This is a genomic window from Bacillus silvicola (assembly GCF_050524305.1).
GTDB lineage: Bacteria > Bacillota > Bacilli > Bacillales > Bacillaceae_G > Bacillus_A > Bacillus_A cereus_AT.
Genome location: NZ_JBNGVC010000013.1, coordinates 696,004 through 714,538, shown reverse-complemented (window position 1 = coordinate 714,538; position 18,535 = coordinate 696,004). Strand labels below are relative to the sequence as shown.

Sequence of the window (18,535 nt, the reverse complement as noted above, 5' to 3'; positions counted from 1 at the left end):
TTAAATTAGTAGGGATTTCCTTTATAATTAATAATTGGTTGTTTATACTATAAGTATATATAAAGAAATGCACCAAGAAGGGAAGAAACAAAAATATGGTCCAAGTATTGTTTGTTTGTCTTGGGAACATTTGCCGTTCTCCAATGGCAGAAGCGATTTTTCGAGATTTTGTCGTAAAAGAGGGACTCGAAGAGAAAATTGTCATTGATTCTGCAGGAACTGGAGATTGGCATATTGGTCATCCACCACATAAAGGAACACAAAAAATTTTAAAAGAAAATGAAGTCGCTTTTGAAGGAATTAAAGCAAGGCAAGTAGAAAAAGAAGACTTAACAAAGTTTGATTATATTATTGCCATGGACAACAAGAATATAGCAGATTTAAAAAGTTTAGGTAAAACTGGAGGCTATATTGGTATGCTGTCCGATTTTGTTCCAGACGGTGGCTGGACAGGCGTTCCTGACCCTTACTTTACAGGGAACTTCCAAGAAGTGTATGACCTTGTAACAGAAGGGTGTGCAAAGCTATTAGCTTTCATTCGAAATGAACAAGGAATATGAGGAAGCTTAGAAAGAAATACTTTCTAACATAAGAAATGAAAGGGTGAAGGAATATGGCAAAGAAAAATAATATTGCTCGAAATATTGCGATTGGTGTAGCTGCAGGTGTAGCTGTATCTATGTTAAAGAAAGAAAACCGTGAAAAAGTAAAAAATACGGCAGAAAAAGCAAAAACAAAGATGATTGAAATTGGTGAAAATGCGAAAATCAAAGAAAAAGTGCAAACTGTTACAGATAAAGGACGCGAGCTTGCTGATTTCAATGTAGTGAAAGCGAAAGTAGCAGAAATTAAAAAATTGACGCCGTCTGTTGTAGAAACGTTAAAAGAAACGAAAGAAATTTTTAGTAAGAGAAAAGTTGAGCGAGAAGAAAAGCCAGAAACGATTGAAATTCAAGCTGTATCTCCGAAGGTAGATGAGCTTAAAGCAGAAGAAGAGCCGGTAGTTGCTGAAGATGGCGGTATGAAAGAAGCGCGTGAATTATTTATGAAAGACTCAAATGCAGAGGAAAAAAAAACTGAAGCGTACATTGAGTTAAAGCAAGATAAAGAAGAGAAGAAAAGCGTTTAAACATATATGAGAAAAATTTTAGAAAAGGTGAGAAGAAATCGCACTTATTCGTTTGGAAAAGATTTATATGACCGGACAATGCGCGATGATGTAGCGGGCTTGGCAGCACAGCTCGCTTATTTCTTCTTGCTTGCAATTTTTCCTGGGCTCGTTTTCTTAATTACGCTTCTTGGATTTATTCCCATTCAAACAGAGGATGTGCTTAGTTTATTAGAGGTTTATGTACCAGATGATGCGATGAACTTAATTGAAGTAAACGTAGATAAAGTTGTAAATCAGCAAAATGGTGGTTTATTATCATTCGGTTTACTATCGATGTTATGGTTTGCTTCAAACGGGGTGAATGCGGTTATGAACGCTTTTAACCGCGCCTATGATGTGAACGAAACACGATCTTTTATTAAAACAAGAGCGTTATCAATTGTGTTTACATTAGCTATTATTTTTATGATTGTCTTTGCTTTAATTGTCCCGGTATTCGGACAAGTTATTGGAGCAGCGGTGTTTAAAGCGCTCGGTTTATCAGATAGTTTTTCTTACGTGTGGAGTATTACGCGGTTAGTAGCGAGTTTCTTCGTTTTATTCGCATTGTTTAGTTTTTTATATACATTTGCACCAGATCGAAAGTTAAAAAGAAGAGAAGTCATTTCAGGAGCAACATTTGCTACTGTAGGATGGATTGTGGTATCGTACTCATTTGCTTATTATGTAGATAAGTTTGCGAATTACGCAAATACATATGGTGGTCTCGGTGGTATTATTATTTTAATGTTATGGTTTTACTTGACTGGGTGGGTAATTTTACTTGGCGGTGAAATTAATGGCTTACTCCATCATTATAGAACGGGTGACAATAATTCCCGTAATGAAAAGTGAGCTCTTGTTCCATAATAAAAGGGAACAGGGGGGATATTTCATGAGTAATAATAAAAAGAATCACAACAATAAAAATAACAATAAACAAAAGAGCAGTTCGCATCCAAAGCATAAAACGAGTAGTAGTGCGAACGGGCATAATAGCTACCATTAGAAAAAAACGGGTCCTCTATGAGGGACCCGTTTTTATTTGTTTCCTTTTAATAATCGTAAGCCATTCAAAATGACAAGAATCGTACTTCCTTCATGCCCAATAACACCGAATGGAAGAGCTAAAAATTGCAAGAAGTTTGAACAAATCAGCATTGCAATTACAGCTAGCGAAAAGATTACATTTTGCTTCACAATACGGTTCATTCGTTTTGATAAACGGATTGCTTGAGAGAGACGAGATAATTCGTTCTTCATGAGAACAACGTCTGCAGTCTCTAATGCTACATCTGTTCCTTCACCCATTGCCACACCAATACTAGCAGTAGCGAGCGCAGGTGCGTCATTTATACCGTCTCCGACCATTGCTACTGTACCGTACTTTTCTTTTAACTGCTTTATCGTTTCAACTTTCGTTTCTGGTAAACATGATGCGTAATATTCTTTTATATTACTTTCATTGGCAATTGCTTTTGCTGTTTCTTCATTATCACCAGTAATCATGATTGCTTCTACACCAATGCTTTGCAAATCACGAATAGCGGCTATTGTTTCTTGGCGAAGGGTATCTTTTAAAGCGATCAGTCCAAGAATACCATCCTCATCACTAATATAAACGACAGTTTTTCCCTCTTTTTCAAGTGAGGTAGAAATGCCATTATGAAATGTTTTTGTTTCTTCTCCGATAAAATCAGCTTTACCAATTTTATAAGCGTTGTTTTCTAATATTCCTTTTAATCCAAAACCAGTTACATCTTCAACGTTTTCTGGTTTTTTTATCGTAATGTCGTAAGCATGTTTTGCATATTTAACAATTGCTTCTGCTAAAGGATGTGTAGAGTGACTTTCAATCGCTGCTGTAATAGAAAGTACTTCACTTTCTGCTATGCCTTCTCGAACATATACATCTGTTACAGTAGGTTTTCCTTGTGTTAATGTTCCTGTTTTATCAAAGGCAATCGCCTTTACTGAAGCTAGACGTTCTAAATGAATACCACCTTTAAAGAGAATACCATTTCTCGCTCCGTTTGAAATTGCTGATAAAGTTGCTGGTGTAATGGCTGCAACTAGCGCACAAGGAGAAGCGACTACAAGTAAGATCATAGCGCGATAAAACGTTTCATTCCAGCTCCAATCAAGTAAGAAATGAGGGACGAACATCATAAGCGCAACAACGAGTAGTACACCTTTTACGTATGTTCCTTCAAATTTTTCGATGAATAGTTGTGATGGTGATTTTTCGCTTTGTGCACTTTGAACGAGACGAATAATCTTTTGGAATAATGTTTGATCGCTCGGTTTCGTAATTTTAACTTCGATAGCACCACGTAAATTTACAGTGCCGGCAAATACTTCATCGCCGAATTTTTTCTCATTCGGAATAGGTTCTCCTGTAATAGCTGCTTCATCAATATTTGTTTCACCATTATGAATTGTGCCATCAGCAGGAACACGCTCACCTGGCTTAATTAAAATAATATCGTTAATTTCTAATTGTCCAACGGGAATACGTTCCTCAGTTCCGTTGGAAATACGTAATGCTTCTTCCGGTTGTAGATCAAGAAGCGCTGAAATTTCTTTTTGGCTTTTACTTAATGTATAAGATTCCATTGCTCCACTTAATGCAAAGATGAAGATTAAAATAGCACCCTCTGCCCAGTAGCCAATAATTGCAGCACCGATAGCTGCAAAGAGCATGAGCATTTCAACATTTAGCTCTTTCTCTTCAATTGTGTCTTCGATACCTTCTTTCGCTTTTGCAAATCCTCCAACTATATAAGCAAGGATATAGAAAGTAATACCTGCACTTATTGCCTCATTTTTTGTGAATAACCAACCAGCTAAAATGAAAATACCAGATGCGATTGCAAATATAAGTTCATAATGTTTCTTTAATGTGTCCCATAAAGAGGGATTGGGAATATCTTTTTTTTCTTGTAATGTTTTTACTTCTGAGTTCATTAATACTCGCTCCTTCCGAATTCTTATTGAGAAAAAGAATCAAAATCGAAACCCCTATAAAACGACGAAAGCTGCCATCCGTAACGGATAGCAGCATTTCTGTTGAAACTGATTTTAATAGTTATTAAGTTGTAATTATTCTACAGTATAGCATATGTTTTTATGAGATGATATGTTTTTGTTTCTATTATAAACGGAAAACTTGTGTTTTTGCACTTCCTTTGGTATATATGAATATTGTTCATAAAAAGATCGGAAAGGAAGACAGCAAGTTGAAGACAGAGAAATTTTTCACCCATCCGATTGGCGTATTTATTGCTGCAATAGTAGCAACCTTTTTATGGGGAAGCGCATTTCCCTTTATTAAATTAAGCTATGTTGAACTTGGAATTCAGCCACAAGAAGTCGGAGAACAAATATTATTTGCGGGTTATCGCTTTTTCTTATCTGGTGCAATGCTCTTATTATTTTTTAAAGCGTTAGGAAAAGATATGCAGTTCAAAAAGGGAACAGGGAAGCAGTTAGTTCAAATTGGTTTGTTCCAAACTTTTCTTCAATATATATGTTTTTATATTGGAATGAGTTACAGTTCAGGAATTGAAGGAGCGATTATTTCAGGAACATCATCATTCTTTCAAATTTTACTCGCGCACTTTTTATATAAAGATGATGCTCTAAATATGAGAAAAGTAATTGGGGTATCTATCGGTTTTTGTGGTGTGATTTTGGTGAATGTACCGAGTGATGGAAGCTTATCATTCCACTTTGGAATAGGTAGCTTATTACTTCTTGGGGCAGCAATGATGTATTCGTATGGAAATATACTAGCAAAAGAAGGTAGTAAAACGTTAGATATTGGGTATATGACAGCATACCAAATGATTTTTGGATCAATTGGGTTACTATGTATAGGGGCATTTCAAGTTGGAGTAATACCATTTACATTTAACCTACATGCAATACTTATGCTCATATATTTATCGTTCTTATCGGCAGCGGGATTTTGTATATGGAATACAATTATGAAGTATAACAAAGTAGGAAAAGTTTCGATGTATATGTTCTTTATACCAGTGTTTGGTGTGTTACTATCCAGTCTAATTTTAGGGGAAGCAATTCATTCCTTTGTACTATTTGGATTAGCATGTGTTGCAGCGGGAATTATTGTAGTAAATCGTGCTCCGGCTAAACAGAAAATTGAGCAAGAAAAACAGGTAGCATAGAGAACAGAAAAACGATTAAAATGGAAGAACAGCACTGTTCTTCTTTTTTTTACATAGAAAAAGGAAAACGTGCTATATGTAACGAAAAAAAGATAGAAAAAGCATTTATTGAGGAGAACATATTATGAATGTACTTTACATTGTGTTAGTCGGGCAAATTATTCTTTTTTTAATGGGAGCAATTTATGCAATAGGACAGACGAAAAGAACGAGAAATAATATGCCGTTGCCGTTAGTGGTTCGTCTTATTCTGAGTTTTTCTTTAACTGGTAGTGCAATTTGGATATGGTTACAAGATCCGTCGGTAGAATACAGTACATGGGTTGCACTTGGTATGACTTTATCAACTATAGGAGATTTATTTATGGCAGGATTGATTCCAATTGGTCATCGATTAATTGGAGGAATGGTTACTTTCGCTCTTGCACATTGCTTCTATGTGAAAGCATTTTTACAAACAGGTATTTCATGGAATGGTTTTTGGATTGGTTTACTCGTATACGGACTCTTTTTAATTATAGGATGGTTCTTTTTTATCCGAAATGAAAAACAGGATAAATTATTTACGATAGGGGCTCTAATTTACGGTTTGTGGGTCGGAGGAATGGCTTGTTTTGCATTCGCCTTATATTACGAGAATACAGGAATATGGTGGGTGCCAGCACTTGGTGGTTTATTGTTCGTGATTTCTGATTTTATTATCGGTGTTACAGATATCGGGGGGCGCAAACTGAAGTATGAACCACTTTGGATTTGGTTTACATATGTCGCAGCGCAGATGTGTATTGTATATGTAGGATTATAAAAAGATACTCTCAAAAATAGTAGATAGGCTATTTTGAGAGTATCTTTTTTATTACTATGCTACTATATTTTTCTGTTTGATTTATGTAGTACTTTATATTTTCTAAGCATGAATTTAATAGAAAAAGTCCCGCTTGGTAGATAGGGGATATAGTATATAAAAATAGCAAATTTATGAGAGTTATTATTTTTATATTTGTAATATTCTAATGTTGTAATTCAGAATTTTGTGGAAATTAATCGGTCGGAGTACTTATAATAAAAATAAAAAGATGATGAGATGGTGGAATGATGCAAAAGAAAAAACGTTTGCGTGAATTCTTTGAAATAATTGCAATAGCATGTTTATTAGTGTTTTTGGCAAAAATCTTTTTGTTTTTTCCTACGACTGTAAAAGGAGCATCGATGAGGCCGACGTTACAAGATGGAGATAAAGTAATCATTAATAAACTTGCCAAGAAATTTGAAAGTTATGAGAGAGAGGATATTATTGTCGTGAAGACAGATAATTTTTACGTGAAGAGAGTTATTGGATTGCCAGGAGATGTAATTGAGATGAAGAATGATCAATTATATGTTAATCATCAAGTGAAAAACGAAGAGTATTTAAATAATAATAAAAAACAGGCAGAAAAATTACTTATCAATTTAACTGAAGATTTTGGACCGATTACAATTCCTAAAAATAAAATTTTTGTGATGGGAGATAATCGTTTAGTTAGTAGGGATAGTAGGAACGGCTTAGGGCTCATTGATAGAACAGAAGTATTAGGAAAGCTCATGGCGATATATTATCCATTTGAACATGTGAAAATTGTAAATTAAAAATAAGAAAAACCAAGCGAATTAGTTGCTTGGTTTTTCTTGTTTAAACAGTTGATGTTGTATTTATCCCGCATCCACTGCCCATAAACGCCCGATTGATGCGGGCTAATAATCAGTGGGGGATGAACAAAAACCCCACTGATTAAAGTTTCACTTTATTGTTTCTTGTGAAGCGATAGTTTCAATATTTAACATGAATTTTTTTTGTAACAATTGCAATTTAAATAGTGTTAAAGGATCATGATAAGTTTCTGGATTGGTTCTTAGCTTTGTTAATGTTTGCTCATCTTCTTGTATTTCAAGTTGGGCCGCTTCTACAGTTTGTTTCAATATGCTAAGAGGGTCTTTAAAGAACATCATGATATCACGTTCTAGCGCACCTTCAAATACTTCAAATTGAAGGAAGAATTGTTTTGAAATCATCTGAGCAACTTCTGTATAATCTTCTGTTTCAATATATTGTTTATATTTATTTGATAGCATAGATTGGTTTTTTTGCATATTACCGAATAATTTCCCTGCACTTTTTAAGAAAAATTGTGTTGGTGTAAAGCGTAATAAAATATTGATGTTAGCCACTGTAATTCTGTTCGTCATTCTTGCAACATCTCTATCCCAGTCATCTAGTAATTTGAAATCGCAAGGAAGTTTAATACGCTCTTCCTCATAGAGTTTATTAAAGGTATCGCCCATTTCATCTAAATAAGCCTGAGCTTGGATGAATTCATTATGAGCAGTTTCAATCCACTCTTGAATAGACTGAGTAAACTTAGGAAGAAGCACTTGCTGTACATGCTTTTGAATTCTTTCATTCATTGCTACATTTAGTTCTTCATGGACTAATTTGAAATCACTATCTTCTTGAACGAGATCAGAGCAACTCTGCAACAATTCAGGGATTTGAGAATGTATATCCCGCGTAATCTCTTCTTTCGTTAAAAGATAAGATTCTGTAATAGAACGAATTTTATCTTTTTGGATGGCAGTAAGATTATTAATAAAACCATCAAGTTTCACTAAAATATGCTTATTCCAGCGGACTGATTTCACTAACGTATTTTCTAATTCCACACGTTCATTTAAAAGGTATGCAATTGTTTTTTGGATAAACCATAATAATTTTTCAATGCGTTCTTTTTCCACGTTACGCTGAGTAAGGTTAGAAAGAATAGAGTCTGTTACATTACCTAGCTGTTCACTACTCTCTTGGGAAGGAGAATAAGGGAACAATTGTGCTTCAGGGAAATGTACGAGTATTTTCTTTTTAATGTTGTTCGTGATGTTTTCGCTAGTATTCGCATCAATTGTTTGTAAGATGAATTGAATCTGTAAATTAGGTACTTGCTCACGAATATATAGTAATGTATTGAGCTCTTCATCATGTAATGGTGAAGCTGAATTTAGTACATAGATGAGACTATCTGCTGCCTGTAAGTATTCGAAATGAGAGCTGTTTTTGTCAAGTTGTCCATGCATAGTAGGTGTGACAAGGAATGAAAACTTATTTTTTCGTAAAAATCTACTTGGTAATTTAACTTCAATACATTTTTTTTCTAGTTCTGACTGAGAAGGTACCGCCAGTATGTTATGAAGTTCGTCAAAGTTTGGTATATTTCGTATATCTAGCTCTGTAAGCTCAGTTATTTCAGTTTGACTATCATCTTTAAATGTAATTGCAGTTGTTATAGTCTCATTTAATATATTTTCGCCTAGTATAGAGTTAATAAAGGCTGATTTATCATAATCGCTAGCTCCTGCTACTAGAAGTTGTGCAACGTTTAAATCGTATAACTCACGAACAAGTAGTGTGAATTGATGACCTAAATCTACATCATTCTTCTCAGCCCATACAGCAATCGTTTCAAATAATGTTGATACGTCAGCCATATCAACATTTGAATGAGCTGATGCATTTGAGAGTAAGGCACCTGCACTTTTTACAAGTAATGATTCTAGGGTTGTCGGTGAAACTTCATTCCATGCTAATACTGCTGCGGAGACAAGTAAAGAATCTTCCGCTTTTGTTAAACTAAACCAATTTGTTAATAAATCTGGTACAAGTCCTTGTAATTCGTGCATGAAATGTTGTCCAGTAATCAATTCGAAGTACGTCTCTTGATAGCGAGTAGAAATTTCATTCCAATCGTCATTAGCATCTACTTCAATATGTAAGAATAAGTGATTTATTGTTTGAATCCAAGGTAGATGGAATGATTCATTTTCATAGCTATTCCAAAGTGAAATAACAAGTTCTTTAAACTGAACTTGATCAATAGCGTATAAGGCTTTTAAAGATTCATAGAAATACTCAGGTTTTATTTTGTTGGTAAAGCCTCTGTTTACATAATTGATTAAAGTATCAAACCAGTGTAATGATTTTGTTCGAATTCCTTCTTGAACAGCGAGTTCAATAGCATTATTCCAATCTTCTTGTTTTTCATAGAATGATCGAGCGATTGCAGTAATATTTGGATAGTTCGGTTGAAACGCAACAGCTTCACTAATCGTCTTAAATGCTAGACCTAAACGATTTTGCTCGATATAAAGAGAAAGAAGTTGTAGGGAAACTTCCATCGTAAGAGTTGTATCTTCTGTTTGGATAGATGTATAAATTTCTTCTGCTTTTGGTAAGAAATCTAATTCGAAATAAGCATCTGCAATATTCTTCATGGCCCAGAGAGCAAGTTCATTATTTACTTTCTCCCATTTGAATATAGCGGCTTCAAAGTCTTTAGTTTGAAAATAAACTTCACCTTGTGCAAAGCGAATATTAGATATATTGGAGAATTCATTTTTCGATTCATTTATATATGCTTCACCGAGTACTTCCGTTACCGGGATGGAAGGGTCTTCTGTTAAAAATGTTTTATAGTAAATCTTTTGGATAAATTGTTTTTCAATGGTCATGTTCGTTCCCCCTGTATAATTTAGAAAAATGATGTTGTATGTAAAAGGGTGCGTGTTACTCTAATAGGTAGAAGTTGCATCATATAGACCAAACTATGTTTTTGCTAGATATATCATTTTTCCTGAGAGTTAAACCGTTGCAAAAAGTAACTTTCCTTTATTGTAACAAAAAAATAAGCCTATGAATTTTTATTTTTTAATCCTGCTATTTGCGGGCTGTCCGTAAAAGCCCGATTGCTGTGGGCTAATAATCAGTGGAGATGGACAAAACCCTACGGATTAAAGTTTTACCTTATCTCTGTTAAAGGAATGAATAGAAGTAGAGTTCAATATAAAAACACTGTATATTGAATATGTATACCATGTTTGCCTTAAAGATAGAACGGGCACAATATGGAATAACGATCGTGCATAGGATGTGTCTTCCGAATGGAACAACATGTTGGCGAGTTAATCGCACATTATGGGTATTTTGGAATTATTATAGCTTTAGCTGGTGGGATTGTTGGATTACCGATACCGGATGAGTTTTTATTGACTTTTATCGGTTATAATATTTCAAAAGGAGTTATGTCAGGAACAGCTGCATTTTTAAGTGGAATGGCAGGTGCGATGATTGGTATTACATTAAGTTACATCTTAGGTTTAAAACTCGGGCTCCCTGTTTTAAAAAAATACGGTCCGAAAATTAGAATTAAAGAACATCATATTGAAAAAACACATATCTTATTTGAAAAATACGGTCCGTTTCTTTTAATGATTGGCTACTTTATACCGGGAGTACGTCACCTAACAGCATATTTTGCTGGGGTTTCGAATTTAACATGGTGGCGTTTTTGTCTGTATGCTTACGGTGGTGCACTAATTTGGATAAGTGTTTTTATTGGCCTAGGTTGGAAACTAGGAGAGAAGTGGCGCTTCGTTGAGTATAGTTTACATCATTATGGAATGTGGATTTTATTTATTTCGGCAATTGTAACATTGATTGTGTGGATTTACATAAGGAAAAGAAAAAACCGCTAATAATAGCGGTTTTTTAGCTGAAAGCAACAAATAATACACCAGCTGTAATAAAGACTACACCAATACCAGTCATAAAGTTTAACTTTTCCCCCAATATAATCATTGCGAGAATAATGGAAAATACTACACTTAATTTATCGATAGGTGCTACTTGTGAGACTTTTCCTGTTTTTAGTGCAAGAAAATAAAATAGCCATGACGAAGCACCAGCGATTCCACTTAATGTGATAAATAGCAGTGCTTTTTTATTTAGGAGGACATCACCGATATTTTGAAATTTACCTTGTATAATAATAACCCCTACCATAAATAATGCCATAATAATAGATCGAATAGTTGTTGCAACGTTAGCATCGATTCCATCTAAGCCAATCTTTCCAAAAATAGATACGAGGGCGGCAGCAATTGCTGATAATAGTGCGAATAATAGCCATGAACTCATAGTGAAATTCCTCCAATCTTACATTATTATACATGAAAATCATTCTCATGTATAAAAACGAAACAACCCCCCACTTTATATTTTTAATAAGGTGGGGGGTTATTATACTACTCTGCTATTTCTTCATATAAAAAGTACGTTACATTATAAATATGCTCTACTTCATCATCCGTCATAAATAATAATTCGTCACGTTCAATCCCTTTTTTCTTTTCAATAAACTCAATCATGTTTTTTCGTTCTTCTCTTTTCATCAATTTTTATTTCTCCTCTCAATCTGTTTTAATACAGTTTATTTAAGTTACTTCTATTATATAACAGAATCTTTAGAAAGTTCCACCTATTTTATTGTTTTTTTCAGAAGAACCTTTCGACAAAACAAGCCCACCTAAGGGGGCTTGTTTTTATTTTATAGTCGTAAAAACTCGGGCTCGGTCGTACCAGCACCATCGATGTAATAAATTGTGTCGGGATTGATTTTAATTAGTACATAATTAGGATCTTCCGCACCGAGTAACCAGCGTTTTAAGCTATTAGTCCAAAACTTGTTTTTTAACGTTTGATCTTCTTCAATGGAAGCTATACCTTCAACTTCAATGTAATCTTCATCTAATTTCTTTCCCTCTCGCCCAAGTAGTACATGTACATTTGGATTCTTTTCGATATCTGTTATCTTTTTTGAATTTCGATCTGTTGCAACATATAGTACAAAATCTTCGTGGAAAAACATCATAAAGGCACCATGTGGCTTATCGTTACGTACAGTAGATAATACGCCAGTACGTTGACCTTGAATAATAGTTGCGATTTTTTCTTTTAAGTGCATATTTTTAACCCCTTTTCATAATTTATAATTTTCTCCGTTTAAACAAGATAATTTAAATATCTTTCATACTGTTTTCTTCAATCTGATTTTTTAAACACAATTGTGATGAAATCGGACAAGTTAGGAGAAGAATAATATTAATGATGAGGAGAAATACATACGATGGAAGGATGGAAAGCATGTTTAATAAAATATTTCTTATAGTAGCGCTTATAGGTGTACCACTTTCTGTACTCGGGAAAACAATGCATTGGCCTCAAACAATTATGTTTGCTGTATATTGCATTACGATTATCGCATTAGCGGGGTTTATGGGGAGAGCAACAGAAAGTTTAGCAATTGTCTCTGGACCTCGGATAGGTGGATTATTAAATGCAACGTTCGGTAATGCCGTTGAACTTATCATTTCAATTTTCGCACTTCAGGCAGGATTAATTGAAGTAGTGCTAGCATCTTTAACTGGTTCTGTACTTGGAAACTTACTATTAGTAGGAGGGCTATCCTTCTTTATAGGAGGCCTTAAATATAAAAGACAAAGCTTTAATGTTTATGATGCAAGGCATAATTCAGCTTTATTAATATTTGCTGTTGTTGTAGCCTTTGTTATTCCAGAGATTTTTTCAATGAAGATGGATGCTGGAAAGACGTATCAATTAAGTATTGGTGTTTCTATTATCATGATTCTTATGTACCTTGCTGCATTGTTATTTAAGTTAGTTACGCACCGTGGTGTATATCAACATAAAAGTGATGAAGTAGCACATGAGGAAGAGCCAGAGTGGTCCAGAGGTAAAGCGTTACTCATTTTAGCGATAGCAACACTTGCAGTTGCTTATGTGTCAGAGGCTCTCGTACATACTTTTGAAACGGTCGCAAAGTCGTTTGGCTGGTCGGAGTTATTTATCGGGGTTATTATCGTTGCAATTGTTGGTAATGCAGCAGAACATGCATCTGCGATTATTATGGCGTATAAAAATAAAGTGAATATCGCAGTAGAAATTGCAGTAGGTTCTACATTACAAATCGCGATGTTTGTTGCTCCTGTATTAGTACTACTATCCATGTCCTTTGCACAAAGGATGCCTTTAGTATTTACAATACCAGAACTTGTGTCCATGATTACAGCCGTTTTCTTAACGATTGCGATTTCAAATGATGGAGATACAAACTGGTTTGAAGGAGGCACTTTATTAGCAGCGTATGTCATTATGGGAATTGGTTTTTATTTATTATGAAAAATAGGCATAACAATTGTGCCCAGAGAAAACAATAAACAAAGTAGCATATATACCTTTATGTAGGAAGGAGCCAGACAGGTGAAACGAGTATACAGCATATGTCTTTCAACCATGGTCTCGTTTATTTTATTATTTCCTAACAGTAGTTTTGCAAAGACAACGGTAGAAGTAAAAATGCCTTCATCTGTTTTAAATATTTCAAAAGATAATACATTTCCAAATGACGCACAAGATTTACCGCGTTTACAGCCAAGTAAGTTTGCGCAAGAACTATTGAAAACAGCAAATATCAAAATTGAAAACCCTGATTTAATTCGAATGTTTAATGAAACAACAATTTCGAATGCGCCACTTGCAGTAGGATACCGAGCAAAAATTTATTTAGGTCAATGGGCATTAAATTATGAATCAATAGATACATCGATTAACTGGGAATATAAGCAAGTGAATCGAAATGTATATGACAATCGCGGGGGGGATCGCTTATACCCACTTCGCTATAAACAAGAAACCCAAAAGACAATCGAAGGTGATTTAACAGCAGATATGAAAGATGCTGCAGATGTGAAAAAAATGATGCTTTTAAAAGCGCTTGAAAAAGTACAATTGCCACTTTCATTTAAAACGACAATTGGTTATGGTACAGGACATGAGCGTGTATATAATATTAGTCCGAGTCAACTTGGATATTTATACGCTTATACACCAGCAGTAAATGAAAAAGGAAAAGTAACATTTGGCGAAGTCTACCTTGTGTTAAAAGGGAATCAAAAAAGGCTTGTCGTGAAAAATATTACATCTCAAGGAATTGGGGCAGCTATTCCAATTCATGATCATTTGTTTTTTAAATTTATTTCTTCATCGCATTCGCAATAATATGAAAAACGTCAGCTTATAAGCTGACGTTTCTATTTATAGTGTAATATTTGCTGTTTTTGATAAGAAATCTTCTGTCGGATAGTAGCTGTTTTTTACAAGAACATTTGGTCCAAGACATTTTACTGCAGGACAGTGACAGCTTAATGATTTTGCTGTTTTTGAAGCGCTCCATTTTTCATACGCTTCTTGTAATGTGTTTGTTTGTATGTTTCCTAGAAGTGGAACATCACCAAAGTCGGTCACAATAATATTTCCATCGAAAATATTTACGTTTAAACGAGAACGGCCATCTGGGTCATTACGAACTGTTACATTTTTGCTTTCTTGTAATTTTTTAAATGTAGCGATGTCTCGCTCATCATCACTGCAAGCATAGAAAGGTAATGTTCCGAATAACATCCATACATTTTCATCGCGAATTTCTAGTAAATGCTCAATTGCATCACGAATTTCAGCTTTCGTTAAAATTTCTAAATTGCTCGCGAAGTCACTCGGATACATCGGATGAACTTCATGACGCTTACATCCCATTTCTTCGACAATTTGACGATGAATATGTTCCATATGTGGTAGGGTTCTTTTGTTTAACATTGTTTCTGCTGATACGAGTACACCTGCATTTGATAGAGCTTTACTATTTGTAATCATTCTTTCGAATAATTTTGCGCGTTGTTCATAAGTAGGTTTACGCTCCATCATTGCAAATCCGCCTTCAACAAAGTCATCAATTGTTCCCCAGTTATGTGAAATGTGCAATACATCTAAGTAGGGAATAATTTGTTCATAACGTGCTAAATCTATAGTTAAGTTTGAGTTGATTTGAGTGCGAACGCCTCGTTCATGAGCGTATTTTAAGAGTGGTGTTACATAGTTGTCGACGGATTTCTTTGAAAGCATAGGTTCTCCGCCAGTAATACTTAAAGAACGTAAATGAGGAATCTCATCTAATCGTTTTAATAAAAGCTCCATCGGAAGCGGATTTGGATCTTTCGGCTGTAATGTGTAACCAACAGCACAATGCTCGCAACGCATATTGCATAACGTTGTCGTTGTAAACTCAACGTTTGTTAATAGTAGTTTGCCGTACTCTTCAAGGTCCATATACGCTTCCCATGGATCGTAAGAAGGAGTAATCGGCTTCATTTTTTGTGATATCGTCATATGAAATACTCCTTTGACTATTGAAATAACAATTTGTCCATTCTCTATAATAGAAGAATATGTACTTTTTATAAAGTGAAACTTTTTAGCGGAAAAAGAGAGAGGGCTTACATTATAGCGGATGACCGTGACAAAATTGATGAAATTTCATGCCCATAGCAATCATTTTTGCGGTATAATAAAAGCAACTCGAATTAAAAGGAGAGTGCCTTCATGGGAAAAGCAATTCAAGATAAAGATACACAATTAGTATATTTAAAAGAGCGTTTAAATATGTTCATTGAAGTAATTGATACAATTGAACCTGAAGAAGTAGAGTTAGAAGATGTAGATCGTCTTCTTGCGATGTTAGATGAATTAGAATTAAAATGTGAGCAATTTAAAAAAGACGAATAATATATTAAAAAGGCTGCCAATACAAAATTGGTAGCCTTTTTCTGTACGGATAATAGAAGGAATATAGAAAAAAAGGTATAATCAAGTTGTGAAAAATTTCATTTATACTTTAATAGCGTGATAAATAAAAAGCTGAAGAGCATAACAATGGAATTTTCATCTCATAACGTTTTGGTAGCGTTCACAATTGAGGGGGAAGTAACAATGGAAAAGCTTCAAGAAAGCATGTATCAACTAGTTGTTGAAACGTCAACGAACTTACCGAAAGATGTTCGTCGTGCGATTCAACAAGCGAAAGAGCGAGAAAACGCAGGGACTCGTTCAGCGATGGCACTTGGCACAATTACGAATAACATTAAAATGGCAGATGATAATATCTCGCCAATTTGCCAAGATACAGGGATGCCAACGTTTAAAATTTATACACCAGTTGGTGTGAATCAATTAAAACTGAAGGAAGCTATCTATAGTGCGCTTGAGCGGGCGACAAAAGATGGTAAACTTCGCCCTAACTCTGTTGATTCTCTTTTTGGAGATAATAGTGGAAACAATTTAGGACCGGGAACACCAGTTATTAAGTTTGAGCAATGGGAAAAAGATTACATTGATGCACGTTTAATTTTAAAGGGCGGCGGCTGTGAGAATAAAAATATTCAATATAGTTTACCGTGTGAATTAGAAGGGCTTGGACGTGCAGGTCGTGATTTAGAAGGAATTCGTAAATGCCTTCTTCATGCAGTATATCAAGCACAAGGCCAAGGGTGTAGTGCAGGTGTAATCGGCGTCGGTATCGGGGGAGACCGCACATCAGGTTACGAATTAGCAAAAAATCAATTATTCCGCACATTAGATGATGTCAATCCAGTACCAGAGTTACAAAAACTTGAAGAGTACGTATTAGAAAATGCGAATAAACTTGGCATTGGTACGATGGGATTCGGCGGAGAGACAACTTTACTTGGTTGTAAAATTGGCGTATATAATCGCCTGCCAGCTAGCTTCTATGTATCTGTTGCCTATAATTGTTGGGCATATCGCCGCCTTGGTGTAAAAATCCATCCTGAAACAGGAGAAATTATGGATTGGTTATACCAAGAAGGTGAAGACACACTTCAGCAAGAAGCTGCACAAGAACAATCAGAGCAGCGTGAAATCGTATTACAAGCTCCAATTACAGAAGAGCAAATTCGTGAACTTCGTGTTGGTGATGTTGTTACAATTAACGGCATGATGTATACCGGACGTGATGCGATTCATAAACATTTAATGGATAATGATTGTCCAGTAGATTTAAATGGACAAATTATTTATCACTGTGGTCCAGTTGTAGTGAAAGATGAAAATGATAATTGGCAAATTAAAGCGGCAGGTCCAACGACAAGTATCCGTGAAGAGCCATATCAAGGCGATATTATGAAAAAGTTCGGTATTCGTGCTGTAATTGGTAAGGGTGGTATGGGTGCTAAAACATTAGCTGCTTTAGAAGAACACGGTGGTGTGTACTTAAATGCAATTGGTGGTGCAGCACAATATTATGCTGAATGTATTAAAGAAGTGAAAGATGTTGATTTCTTACAATTCGGTATCCCGGAAGCAATGTGGCATTTACGTATCGATGGTTTTAAAGCAGTTGTAACGATGGATTCTCATGGGAAAAGCCTACATGCTGATGTTGATAAAACATCACTTGAAAAATTGGCGAGCTTTAAAGAACCTGTATTTAAGTAAAGAGAAATACACCTCGAATCATTCGAGGTGTATTTTTTTGGTATATATAGAAAAACATGTTCAGCATGAAAGGAAGAACGAAAACAGAAACTACAGGTACGATTATATATGGAAAGGAGACTATTTATGAAATATAAATGGTTATATATAGGTCTCATTTTTTCAATTATGATGGCACTTGTTCCAGTTTCAACATTTGCTTATACGAATACACCACATAACTGGGGAATCCCACGCCCTAAAAATGAAACGGTGCCAGATGCAGGGAAATTATATACAGAATTACTACAAAAAAATGGTGGGTTTTACTTAGGCGATACGAAGAAAAAAGATATTTATTTAACATTCGATAATGGATACGAAAATGGATATACAGGGAAGATTTTAGATGTACTGAAGGAGAAAAAAGTACCAGCAACTTTCTTTGTGACGGGACATTATATAAAAACACAAAAAGATTTATTATTAAGAATGAAAAATGAAGGACATATTATCGGTAATCATTCTTGGAGTCACCCTGATTTTACAACGGTAAATGACGCAAAACTTCGTGAAGAATTAACGAGTGTAACGGAAGAAATTAAAAAAGTAACTGGGCAAAAAGAAGTGAAATATGTACGTCCTCCGCGAGGGGTGTTTAGTGAAAGAACGCTAGCTCTTACGAAAGAAATGGGATACTATAACGTGTTTTGGTCGCTTGCATTCCTTGATTGGAAAGTAGATCAGCAAAGAGGATGGCAATACGCTCATAATAATGTAATGACTATGATTCACCCAGGATCTGTTTTGTTACTTCATGCGATATCAAAAGATAATGCGGAAGCACTTGCGAAAATCATTGATGATTTGCGCGAGAAAGGGTATCATTTTAAAAGCCTAGATGATTTAGTAAACAGCAATCAACCGTAAGCATGTATGCTTGCGGTTTTCTCATGCTATAATGATGTGTAAAAAGGATGGGGAAAC

The 18,535-nt window shown here is 35.0% G+C and carries 18 protein-coding genes; 12 read left to right on the top strand and 6 right to left on the bottom strand.

Annotated features, from left to right (window positions below):
* The first annotated feature begins 95 nt into the window (after nucleotides 1-95).
* From ACP6L7_RS25795 to ACP6L7_RS25785, 3 genes are read left to right on the top strand one after another with little or no spacing between them, the layout of a single operon-like run.
* Nucleotides 96-560 (top strand): low molecular weight protein-tyrosine-phosphatase, encoded by a 465-nt coding sequence (locus tag ACP6L7_RS25795; RefSeq protein ID WP_097828921.1) that lies wholly within the window; start codon nucleotides 96-98, stop codon nucleotides 558-560.
* 53 nt (nucleotides 561-613) lie between these two features.
* The gene (locus ACP6L7_RS25790; protein ID WP_002010240.1) at nucleotides 614-1,129 is read left to right on the top strand and encodes a DUF4075 domain-containing protein; all 516 of its coding nucleotides are present in this window, start codon (nucleotides 614-616) and stop codon (nucleotides 1,127-1,129) included.
* A 6-nt stretch (nucleotides 1,130-1,135) separates the two neighbouring features.
* Nucleotides 1,136-2,005, top strand: coding sequence for a YihY/virulence factor BrkB family protein (locus tag ACP6L7_RS25785; protein WP_097828920.1), 870 nt, complete (start codon nucleotides 1,136-1,138; stop codon nucleotides 2,003-2,005).
* Between the two features lie 186 nt (nucleotides 2,006-2,191).
* Here ACP6L7_RS25785 and ACP6L7_RS25780 read toward each other — a convergent pair whose 3' ends face one another.
* Entirely contained in the window at nucleotides 2,192-4,117 is a 1,926-nt protein-coding gene (locus ACP6L7_RS25780; RefSeq protein WP_097828918.1) for a heavy metal translocating P-type ATPase, read from the bottom strand.
* Nucleotides 4,118-4,389: 272 nt separating this feature from the next.
* Between ACP6L7_RS25780 and ACP6L7_RS25775 the strand changes: the two genes are divergently transcribed.
* The 3 genes from ACP6L7_RS25775 to lepB all read left to right on the top strand — a co-directional run bounded on the left by ACP6L7_RS25775 (nucleotide 4,390) and on the right by lepB (nucleotide 6,969).
* Nucleotides 4,390-5,340, top strand: a complete 951-nt coding sequence (locus ACP6L7_RS25775; protein WP_097828917.1) for a DMT family transporter — start codon at nucleotides 4,390-4,392, stop codon at nucleotides 5,338-5,340.
* Between the two features lie 124 nt (nucleotides 5,341-5,464).
* Complete coding sequence (locus ACP6L7_RS25770; protein WP_097828916.1) at nucleotides 5,465-6,145, top strand: lysoplasmalogenase; 681 nt, start codon at nucleotides 5,465-5,467, stop codon at nucleotides 6,143-6,145.
* 287 nt (nucleotides 6,146-6,432) lie between these two features.
* Nucleotides 6,433-6,969: a signal peptidase I gene (gene lepB / locus ACP6L7_RS25765; RefSeq protein WP_097828915.1), complete on the top strand. Its 537-nt coding sequence runs from the start codon at nucleotides 6,433-6,435 to the stop codon at nucleotides 6,967-6,969.
* Between the two features lie 150 nt (nucleotides 6,970-7,119).
* Here the strand turns inward: lepB and ACP6L7_RS25760 are convergent, their stop codons facing one another.
* Nucleotides 7,120-9,876, bottom strand: coding sequence for a tetratricopeptide repeat protein (locus ACP6L7_RS25760; RefSeq protein WP_097828914.1), 2,757 nt, complete (start codon nucleotides 9,874-9,876; stop codon nucleotides 7,120-7,122).
* Between the two features lie 429 nt (nucleotides 9,877-10,305).
* Here ACP6L7_RS25760 and ACP6L7_RS25755 point away from each other — a divergent pair, with 429 nt between their 5' ends.
* Entirely contained in the window at nucleotides 10,306-10,899 is a 594-nt protein-coding gene (locus tag ACP6L7_RS25755) for a DedA family protein (protein WP_097828913.1), read from the top strand.
* 13 nt (nucleotides 10,900-10,912) lie between these two features.
* On the opposite strand, the gene ACP6L7_RS25750 is transcribed toward ACP6L7_RS25755, so the two are convergent.
* The 3 genes from ACP6L7_RS25750 to ACP6L7_RS25740 form a co-directional block, all read right to left on the bottom strand.
* Nucleotides 10,913-11,341: an EamA family transporter gene (locus ACP6L7_RS25750; RefSeq protein WP_002091176.1), complete on the bottom strand. Its 429-nt coding sequence runs from the start codon at nucleotides 11,339-11,341 to the stop codon at nucleotides 10,913-10,915.
* A gap of 107 nt (nucleotides 11,342-11,448) precedes the next feature.
* Nucleotides 11,449-11,595, bottom strand: a complete 147-nt coding sequence (locus ACP6L7_RS25745; RefSeq protein WP_000817786.1) for a BH0509 family protein — start codon at nucleotides 11,593-11,595, stop codon at nucleotides 11,449-11,451.
* A gap of 155 nt (nucleotides 11,596-11,750) precedes the next feature.
* Nucleotides 11,751-12,167, bottom strand: coding sequence for a pyridoxamine 5'-phosphate oxidase family protein (locus tag ACP6L7_RS25740; protein ID WP_002151666.1), 417 nt, complete (start codon nucleotides 12,165-12,167; stop codon nucleotides 11,751-11,753).
* A 179-nt stretch (nucleotides 12,168-12,346) separates the two neighbouring features.
* Here ACP6L7_RS25740 and cax point away from each other — a divergent pair, with 179 nt between their 5' ends.
* Together cax and ACP6L7_RS25730 are read left to right on the top strand one after the other, a co-directional pair.
* Entirely contained in the window at nucleotides 12,347-13,402 is a 1,056-nt protein-coding gene (gene cax, locus ACP6L7_RS25735; protein ID WP_141533323.1) for a calcium/proton exchanger, read from the top strand.
* A gap of 81 nt (nucleotides 13,403-13,483) precedes the next feature.
* The gene (locus ACP6L7_RS25730) at nucleotides 13,484-14,281 is read left to right on the top strand and encodes a YfkD famly protein (protein ID WP_002094746.1); all 798 of its coding nucleotides are present in this window, start codon (nucleotides 13,484-13,486) and stop codon (nucleotides 14,279-14,281) included.
* A gap of 36 nt (nucleotides 14,282-14,317) precedes the next feature.
* Here ACP6L7_RS25730 and yfkAB read toward each other — a convergent pair whose 3' ends face one another.
* Nucleotides 14,318-15,445: a radical SAM/CxCxxxxC motif protein YfkAB gene (gene yfkAB / locus ACP6L7_RS25725; RefSeq protein WP_097828912.1), complete on the bottom strand. Its 1,128-nt coding sequence runs from the start codon at nucleotides 15,443-15,445 to the stop codon at nucleotides 14,318-14,320.
* Nucleotides 15,446-15,658: 213 nt separating this feature from the next.
* Here yfkAB and ACP6L7_RS25720 point away from each other — a divergent pair, with 213 nt between their 5' ends.
* The 3 genes from ACP6L7_RS25720 (at nucleotide 15,659) to pdaA (ending at nucleotide 18,478) form a co-directional block, all read left to right on the top strand.
* Nucleotides 15,659-15,841 carry an SE1561 family protein gene (locus ACP6L7_RS25720; RefSeq protein WP_000513558.1) on the top strand — a complete coding sequence of 61 codons (183 nt, stop codon included), beginning with the start codon at nucleotides 15,659-15,661 and terminating at the stop codon, nucleotides 15,839-15,841.
* 204 nt (nucleotides 15,842-16,045) lie between these two features.
* A complete protein-coding gene (gene fumA / locus ACP6L7_RS25715; RefSeq protein WP_097828911.1) occupies nucleotides 16,046-17,569 on the top strand; it encodes a class I fumarate hydratase in 1,524 nt (507 codons plus the stop codon).
* A gap of 126 nt (nucleotides 17,570-17,695) precedes the next feature.
* Complete coding sequence (pdaA, locus tag ACP6L7_RS25710; protein ID WP_097828910.1) at nucleotides 17,696-18,478, top strand: delta-lactam-biosynthetic de-N-acetylase; 783 nt, start codon at nucleotides 17,696-17,698, stop codon at nucleotides 18,476-18,478.
* Nucleotides 18,479-18,535 lie beyond the last annotated feature (57 nt).

Coding starts and splice junctions, on each gene's coding strand:
- ACP6L7_RS25795 (WP_097828921.1), top strand. CDS start 96: ATGGTCCAAGTATTGTTTGTTTGTCTTGGGAACATTTGCCGTTCTCCA.
- ACP6L7_RS25790 (WP_002010240.1), top strand. CDS start 614: ATGGCAAAGAAAAATAATATTGCTCGAAATATTGCGATTGGTGTAGCT.
- ACP6L7_RS25785 (WP_097828920.1), top strand. CDS start 1,136: ATGAGAAAAATTTTAGAAAAGGTGAGAAGAAATCGCACTTATTCGTTT.
- ACP6L7_RS25780 (WP_097828918.1), bottom strand. CDS start 4,117: ATGAACTCAGAAGTAAAAACATTACAAGAAAAAAAAGATATTCCCAAT.
- ACP6L7_RS25770 (WP_097828916.1), top strand. CDS start 5,465: ATGAATGTACTTTACATTGTGTTAGTCGGGCAAATTATTCTTTTTTTA.
- lepB (WP_097828915.1), top strand. CDS start 6,433: ATGATGCAAAAGAAAAAACGTTTGCGTGAATTCTTTGAAATAATTGCA.
- ACP6L7_RS25760 (WP_097828914.1), bottom strand. CDS start 9,876: ATGACCATTGAAAAACAATTTATCCAAAAGATTTACTATAAAACATTT.
- ACP6L7_RS25755 (WP_097828913.1), top strand. CDS start 10,306: ATGGAACAACATGTTGGCGAGTTAATCGCACATTATGGGTATTTTGGA.
- ACP6L7_RS25750 (WP_002091176.1), bottom strand. CDS start 11,341: ATGAGTTCATGGCTATTATTCGCACTATTATCAGCAATTGCTGCCGCC.
- ACP6L7_RS25745 (WP_000817786.1), bottom strand. CDS start 11,595: ATGAAAAGAGAAGAACGAAAAAACATGATTGAGTTTATTGAAAAGAAA.
- ACP6L7_RS25740 (WP_002151666.1), bottom strand. CDS start 12,167: ATGCACTTAAAAGAAAAAATCGCAACTATTATTCAAGGTCAACGTACT.
- cax (WP_141533323.1), top strand. CDS start 12,347: ATGTTTAATAAAATATTTCTTATAGTAGCGCTTATAGGTGTACCACTT.
- yfkAB (WP_097828912.1), bottom strand. CDS start 15,445: ATGACGATATCACAAAAAATGAAGCCGATTACTCCTTCTTACGATCCA.
- ACP6L7_RS25720 (WP_000513558.1), top strand. CDS start 15,659: ATGGGAAAAGCAATTCAAGATAAAGATACACAATTAGTATATTTAAAA.
- fumA (WP_097828911.1), top strand. CDS start 16,046: ATGGAAAAGCTTCAAGAAAGCATGTATCAACTAGTTGTTGAAACGTCA.
- pdaA (WP_097828910.1), top strand. CDS start 17,696: ATGAAATATAAATGGTTATATATAGGTCTCATTTTTTCAATTATGATG.